Genomic DNA, 2,454 nt, shown 5'->3' on the forward strand with positions numbered 1-2,454 from the left:
GATCAGTGTGTTCTCGGCCGTCCCGTTCAGCGCGCGGCTTGATGCAAGCCACCCCTCCAGCGCGTCCCGCGCCGCCGGAGAGATCATCAGGCTCACGACAGCCAGCGCCGCATCTGGCGCTCGAACACCCCGGTGAAAAAGGTCAGAAGGTCCGTACCCTGCTGCGGTGTGAACTGGTGCGGGTCTTCCGCCCCCATGACCAGCAATCCCGGCAGACGACCGGGGCCGAAATCCAGCTTGAGACAGGCTTCAGAGCGAATCCAATCCGCCTTGTCGCCGTAAATCTCGCGCGTGCCGGTGTCGATCTGGCGCAGCGTGACCTGCCGCGGCGGCGCATTGCGCCCTGTGCTCAGGTAGGCGTCGATGAAACCGGGGGCCGCGACCGACAGAACCGACCCAAGCCGTTTGATCGCCGGGTCTTCGTCATTCTGCACTGACTCCAGCACCAGCTTGATCACATCCACACGCAGGATCTCTGCCACGTCGCCGCCAAGATCGCGCAGGAAGGATTCAAATTCTACCGGGTCAAGCATCCGGAGGATGGCGCGGTGGACCTGGTTGGTCCCAGCAAGGTTTTCGTAGGCGGCTGCAATCACCGACCGATGCGTGTCTTCCAAACGGTCCAGACGCGCCTCAAGCCGGTCCATCGCGATACCGCGCAAATCCACGATATTGCCGCCCATGGCACGCTCATTCGCGGCGATCAGAGCCCGCATAAGGTCCTGATCTTCGAGAATCACGTCAGGGCGCGACATGATGGTTTCGCGCAAGTCGTCGTCGATACGGGGGCTGCTCATGCCGTCCTCGTGGTTTGTATTTTGCGAGACCCTATCAGCCACACCAAAAAGATGCCCGCATTTTTTCAATCAAATGCGGGCAACTCGGAAAAACTGTGGCAGTTGCGCAGGAACGTTGTACTCAGAGGATCTTGATATTGGCTGCTGCCGCGTCCTTGACGAACTGGTCCAGACCCTTGTCGGTCAGCACATGGTTCGCCATCGCCTTGATCACGGCGGGCGGTGCTGTGGCCACGTCGGCGCCGATCTTGGCGCATTCGCTCATGTGGTTTGCGGTACGGATCGACGCGGCAAGAATGTTCGTCTCGAACCCGTAATTGTCATAGATCTCGCGGATATCCGCGATCAGGTCGAGACCGTCCATGTTCAGATCGTCCAGACGCCCGATGAACGGAGAGATGAACGTCGCCCCCGCCTTGGCTGCCAGAAGCGCCTGATTGGCCGAGAAACACAGCGTCACGTTGACCATCTTGCCTTCGTCGGTCAGCACCTTGCACGCCTTCAGGCCATCCCAGGTCAGCGGCACCTTCACCGCGATGTTCTCGGCGATCTCGGCCAGTTTGCGGCCTTCTGCGATCATGTCCTCGGCCTTGAGCGCCACAACCTCGGCAGAGACCGGACCCGAAACAAGATCGCAGATCTCCTTGGTGACTTCGAGAATGTCGCGGCCGGATTTCTTGATCAGGGAAGGGTTGGTGGTCACGCCATCGACCATCCCCAGATCGTTGAGTTCCGCGATCGCGTCGATTTCGGCTGTGTCGACAAAGAATTTCATGGCTGTCGCTCCTGTGATGGGTTGGCCTTTCCTACAGTGGGCTTTACCCCATGACAATGACGACGGAAACCCTGAACTGATGGCGCTAACATCCAGCTATTTCGATGAGGGCGCGCTGATCGGCGTGTTGACCACCCAGCCATTGGACCGGGTGCTGGATTACCGCGCGCCGGAAGGGGGCTGCCATCTGGGCGCTTTCGTCGAGGTGCCGCTTGGCCCACGCAAGGTCCTGGGGGTTGTCTGGGGACCGGGGCAGGGGGATTACGACATCTCCAAGGTGCGGTCGGTGATCCGCGTGCTCGATGCCGCGCCGATGCGCGAAGAACTGATGTCGTTCCTCACCCGCGCAGGCGACTACACGCTCACCCCGATGCCCGCGATGCTTCGGCTGGCCACCCGTGCGCCGGGACTGGGTGACCCGCCGTCGATGCGCAAGATCTACCGTCTGGGCGACAGCGCTCCTGACCGCATGACCGACGCCCGCACCCGCGTACTCGATGTACTGCGCGAGATGGGGGGACTGTCTCTGACGCTCAAGGAACTGGCCGAAGCGGCGGGCGTGACCACCTCTGTCGTCAAAGGTCTGGTGAAACAGGGTGCGGTCCGCGAGGAAGACAGCCCGCGCGATATGCCCTTCCCAACGCTCGATCCGACCTACGCAGGCAAGGACTTGACCGCCGATCAGTCCACTGCGTCTGCCACTCTGCGCGCCGCCGTCGCCACGCGCAGCTATGGCACAACCCTGCTGAAAGGCGTCACAGGATCAGGCAAGACCGAGGTCTATCTCGAAGCGGTCGCCGAATGTCTGTCCCAAGGCCATCAGGCGCTGGTTATCTTGCCCGAAATCGCTCTGACCGCCGAATTCCCCACCCGCGTCGACGC

At 61.6% G+C, this 2,454-nt stretch carries 3 protein-coding genes; 1 reads left to right on the forward strand and 2 read right to left on the reverse strand.

From position 1 onward, the window contains the following. Positions 1-92 precede the first annotated feature (92 nt). Complete coding sequence (locus JJ869_RS23060) at positions 93-797, reverse strand: DUF484 family protein (RefSeq protein WP_292271250.1); 705 nt, start codon at positions 795-797, stop codon at positions 93-95. Between the two features lie 121 nt (positions 798-918). Next, positions 919-1,572, reverse strand: a complete 654-nt coding sequence (gene fsa, locus JJ869_RS23065; protein WP_292271253.1) for a fructose-6-phosphate aldolase — start codon at positions 1,570-1,572, stop codon at positions 919-921. Between the two features lie 79 nt (positions 1,573-1,651). On the opposite strand from fsa, the gene JJ869_RS23070 reads away from it, so the two are divergent. After that, a partial coding sequence (locus tag JJ869_RS23070; RefSeq protein ID WP_292271256.1) for a DEAD/DEAH box helicase occupies positions 1,652-2,454 on the forward strand: 803 nt, incomplete at its 3' end.

Source organism: Marivita sp. (assembly GCF_017643905.1).
Taxonomy (GTDB): Bacteria; Pseudomonadota; Alphaproteobacteria; order Rhodobacterales; family Rhodobacteraceae; genus Marivita.